The sequence below is a fragment of the Chryseobacterium sp. 2TAF14 genome (assembly GCF_052115105.1).
Taxonomy (GTDB): domain Bacteria; phylum Bacteroidota; class Bacteroidia; order Flavobacteriales; family Weeksellaceae; genus Chryseobacterium.
Map to the genome: position 1 here is coordinate 1 of NZ_JBFRGA010000109.1, position 4,597 is coordinate 4,597.

Sequence of the window (4,597 nt, forward strand, 5' to 3'; positions counted from 1 at the left end):
GTTAGTTAGTTAGTTAGTTAGTTAGTTAGTTAGTTAGTTAGTTAGTTAGTTAGTTAGTTAGTTAGTTAGTTAGTTAGTTAGTTAGTTAGTTAGTTAGTTAGTTGTTTTAGAATATTATAATCTAAAATCTAAAATTTTTTAAGTGTGATAAAAATCGAAGAGTTAGTTCATGCATACATTCATTCTCAATGTGATTTTGAGAAAGAAATTGTGTTGACCAATCATTTTCAGGCAGATTGGGAAGCTGATATTCTGGTGATCAATTTTGAAGGGTATAGTCACGAAATAGAAATTAAACTTTCTAAAAGTGATTTTAAAAATGATTTTAAAAAATTTTACGTTAATGCTTCTACAGGTGAGAAATTTCTGAAACATGATAAGATCTGCTGCGGCGATTACATCTGCAATTCTTTCAGTTTTCTTTTGCCGATGGGAATGATAGAGCATTCTGTAATTCCCGAACATTGCGGAATTATTGAGTTTTATCACAATGTAGATTCCTGGGAAACAGAATTTTATCTGATCCGAAAACCTAAGAAAGTACACGAAGATCTTTACTGGAATCTTACGGATAAAGATCTTTTCATAAGGAAAATGGCGCTCAATTTATTATCTAAAAAAATGGAGGTAAAAGGAAAACATGAAGAACTGATCTTTAAAAATCCTTTTGAAATCAAGAAGTCGAAATAAAGAAATTCCCGTCTGAAAAGACAGGAATTGTTTTTTATATAAAAAAATGTGTTTTTATTTTGCTGATTCCGGCTTTTCAATCAATAAATTGTAAGTAAATGCCGCAAAAACTCCACCTAAAACGGGAGCCGCAACAAACAGCCACAGTTGCGAAAGAGCTTCGCCTTTTGCAAAAATTGCAGGACCAATGCTTCTTGCCGGGTTTACAGAAACTCCGGTGATTTTAATACCCACGATATGAATTAAAACTAAAGAAAAACCGATTGCCAAACCCGCAAATCCACCATTGATATTTTTTGTAGAAGTTGATCCTAAAATCACCATTAAAAAGATAAATGTGAAAACAAATTCTGCAACAAACGCTGCAAGGGTGTTGTACTCATCAAGGTATCCTGTTCCCCAACCGTTGGATCCTAAAGCCCAAGGTTTCATTTCTGCCCCCGGATGATTGGTGAAAATAAGATAAAGAACGCCGGCTCCAATAATGGCTCCGATAATCTGGGCGATTACATAACTGACTGCTTCGCCTATTTTCATTCTTCCTGCTGCAACCATTGCAATAGAAATTGCAGGATTGATGTGGCATCCTGAAATATGGCCAATTGCGTAAGCCATGGCAACAACGCTTAAGCCGAATGCGAAAGAAATTCCTAATAGTCCTACTCCTGTGGTTCCGTCTGCGCCTGCAATGACAGCGCTACCGCAACCCATTAAAACTAAGACCATGGTGCCGAACATTTCAGCAACAAATTTTGAAGTTTTTGAAATCATCTCTAATTGTATTTTTTGATTAGTAAAGCTAATGTACAAAAAATAATTTTTCACTTTAATCTTTATTTTAACATATTTTTTTTACTAAAAATAAAGAATTGTTGTAATGGTTTTATTTTTTTAACTATTTTTATGGATGTAATTATATTTGTTATTAATTTAAAAATAATGCATTATGACTTTAAAATCTATTTTCTTTACATTATTAATTTCTCTTTTTGGGTTTGGGATTACGTCGGCTCAAAACAGTATTTTAGTAGTGTCTTCTGCAAGTGCTGCTAAAAGAGTTCTTCTTTTAAATTTGGCAGATGGAACCGTGATCAACCCTAATTTTATAGACCTTACCTCGCAGGCGACGGGAACTATAAAAGGTATTACCCAGGTAAATGATAAAATCTGGATAACAGACCAGACCAATGACAAGATATACATTTATAATCTGGCAGGTGTTTATGAGTCATCAATTACCACCGGACTTGATAATGTGAGAGGAATAAATGTAGTAAATAATGAAGTCTGGGTTGCAAATGACGGCAATGGTAACGGTTCTACGGCAGACAGTATCATCAGATATACAACCAGCGGAACTTTTATCGGAACTTATCCGGCTCCTAATACGTCTATCTTTGATATATTAGATAATAAAAATGGAGTTGTATATGTGTCGGGATTAGATACAAACGGTATTCAAAAGCTCAACTATTCGGGTGCTTCGCTGGGCAATTTGGTTGCTCCGGGAGTTTTTCAAAATTTACAGCAGATCAATTTTTTGGCAAATGGTAATATTGTTGCGGCGGTATTTCAAAATCATTCAGGATCGGGAAATAATGCAGGAGTTTATGTGCTTTCACCAACGAATGGAAGTATTATAAATTATTATCCTGTAGGTACAGGCAATTTAAGAGGAGTGATAGAAGCAGGTAACGGCAATATACTTTATACTACGGGTAGCGCAGTGTTTTCAATAAATACAACAACGGGAGTTCAAACTCAGATGGTTACAGGGCAGTTTCAGTATATGACTAAAGCCATGATTCCTTCTTTAGGCGTTAATGAGACTAAAAAACAGCCAATTATAAATGTATATCCAAATCCTGTGGTTGATGTTCTTGCTATCGAAAGTAATGAAGATGTAGAAAACATTAAAGTTTTTGCCTCAGACGGAAAACTTGTGAAAAATTTAAGCATAAATAGTAAAAATTATAGGTTAAAAGTAAGTGATTTACCAACAGGAAATTATCTTTTGATGTTGAACAGCAAAGGTTCTTCCCGCAGCCATAAATTTATTAAGAAGTAAATATTAAAAATAAAAAAGGAAAATTTCTACAGAAGTTTTCCTTTTTTTATTATAAACTATTATGAATGCAAATATGATAAAAGAAAACAAAACAAAATTTTTAAATTTGCGTTAAAGTAAAAATAGCCTTTAATGAAGAAGCGCCTGTTTATTATTTCCATATTTTTTTGTCAGTTTTTATTCAGCCAGAAATCTGCTAAATCGTTGCCATGCTACGATCTTACAGAGATCTTAAAAGTAGAGCCTACCTCGCTTTACAAGCCGCATTTGGATGCATCAAGAAGTTTTAATGTAAAAATTCTGAAAACAACGGCTACCGTTCAGAAATACATCAATAGCGGAAAATTTCATTCGATCAAAAAATCGGGAAAGGGTTTTAAGGTTCAGAAATTAGATTACAGCAGAGCGTGGATGGTTTCTAAAGGAAAAGCTACTTTAGAAAAGATCGGGGCAAGGTTCAGTAAAGAAACCAAAGGTCATACTTTTACGGTGACCTCGGTGACCAGAACGCTCGAAGATCAATGCAGGCTGAGAAAGGTAAATTCTAATGCAAGTTTGGGTATTAGCTCGCATAATTACGGTAATTCATTCGATATTTCTTATGTAAGATTTAACGGTGTTTTAAAGAATAACCCCAAAATGGAAGCCGCCCTCGAAAAAGTTCTTAAATATTATGCAAATGCAGGCCGTATTTATTACATTAAAGAAAGGCAGCAGAGCTGTTTTCATGTGACTGTGAGAAATTATTAAATAATTATTATTTATTCATGGGATGTTTGTGTAGTTTGGGCAGATTCAATAATTTTATACACAGAATTAAAAACCATCTTTTATGAACAATTTAAACAGAGACGAATATTCTATGGCTTTGGAAGGCTGGATCATGGCTAAGCAAGATCTTGCAAGAATTGAAGGGCTTTTTCCGCCAAATTATGTATTCAATCTATCACCTGAACAGGTACAATGGCTTAAGAAAAATAATTCTAATAAAGAATTTTGTGCCGAAATAGGAGTTGTGAAAGGTCAGTTGACACTGATTTTATGCCCATTGGATGAAAAAGGGAATAAAGTAGAAACCGGCGAATTTCCTTTTTGCCCTTTCGAGCAGTTGGAAAACGATTTGAGATTGACTGAAATTCAGACTTATACGGTTGTTAAAAATGCTTTGCTGTCAAAAGACATGCGTAAGATCGATAACGATTCTGATATGTTTTTTCCGATTACAAACCAGCCTATTATGGAGCAGGATAAAGCGGTAAACTCTATCGAATCTTGGCAGAGCAACGGGCAGGATTGGTTCTATGCTCAATTCAAGGAAGGAAAATCTAAAAGTATTTTCAATAAATTCTATGTTCCTGCAGAAAAAATTGCTCATGCAGATTCTGATCTTAGCTTTGTTTGCTCATTCGGATTGAAATATTCGGAAATCTATCAAAAACAATTGCCTGCTTTGGTTTTTATTGCTTTTCATAAAAATTTAGGAAACGGAAGTGTTGAAACTATTTCAAATACTTACGATTGGGCAAAACCTTGTCCGCCGGTTTGTAAAATACCAGATTTTGGGACAGATGAATAATTGCTGAAATGGTAGAATTTTACAAAACATTTTTGTTTATCAATTATGGATTGCTTGTAGCTATCATAGCTCTAATATTTTGGAAATTTACCATTCTCGATAAAAAAGAAAAACAATATGCCTATTATATTGTTTTTCTTTTTCTTATTGAATTAATTAGTCTTTTCTTTGCTTATGTTCCGGAGCTGCAAGACACTTCGTTTTTATATCCGTATTACATAGCAGGAGAATTTCTACTCATGACCAGTTTATACATCACCAAG

General features: G+C 34.0%; 5 protein-coding genes. 4 read left to right on the forward strand and 1 reads right to left on the reverse strand.

Annotation, left to right across the window (positions count from 1 at the left end; all coding sequences use genetic code 11):
* The first annotated feature begins 144 nt into the window (after positions 1-144).
* On the forward strand, positions 145-690 hold the full coding sequence (locus AB4Y90_RS11805; protein WP_441557776.1) for a hypothetical protein: 546 nt from the start codon (positions 145-147) through the stop codon (positions 688-690).
* A gap of 54 nt (positions 691-744) precedes the next feature.
* Here AB4Y90_RS11805 and aqpZ read toward each other — a convergent pair whose 3' ends face one another.
* On the reverse strand, positions 745-1,461 hold the full coding sequence (gene aqpZ / locus AB4Y90_RS11810) for an aquaporin Z (RefSeq protein ID WP_441557777.1): 717 nt from the start codon (positions 1,459-1,461) through the stop codon (positions 745-747).
* A 175-nt stretch (positions 1,462-1,636) separates the two neighbouring features.
* Here aqpZ and AB4Y90_RS11815 point away from each other — a divergent pair, with 175 nt between their 5' ends.
* The 3 genes from AB4Y90_RS11815 to AB4Y90_RS11825 all read left to right on the forward strand — a co-directional run bounded on the left by AB4Y90_RS11815 (position 1,637) and on the right by AB4Y90_RS11825 (position 4,334).
* Positions 1,637-2,758 carry a T9SS type A sorting domain-containing protein gene (locus AB4Y90_RS11815; protein ID WP_441557778.1) on the forward strand — a complete coding sequence of 374 codons (1,122 nt, stop codon included), beginning with the start codon at positions 1,637-1,639 and terminating at the stop codon, positions 2,756-2,758.
* A 132-nt stretch (positions 2,759-2,890) separates the two neighbouring features.
* Positions 2,891-3,508, forward strand: a complete 618-nt coding sequence (locus tag AB4Y90_RS11820) for a DUF5715 family protein (RefSeq protein ID WP_441557779.1) — start codon at positions 2,891-2,893, stop codon at positions 3,506-3,508.
* An 82-nt stretch (positions 3,509-3,590) separates the two neighbouring features.
* Complete coding sequence (locus AB4Y90_RS11825) at positions 3,591-4,334, forward strand: hypothetical protein (protein WP_441557780.1); 744 nt, start codon at positions 3,591-3,593, stop codon at positions 4,332-4,334.
* Positions 4,335-4,597: the final 263 nt, after the last annotated feature.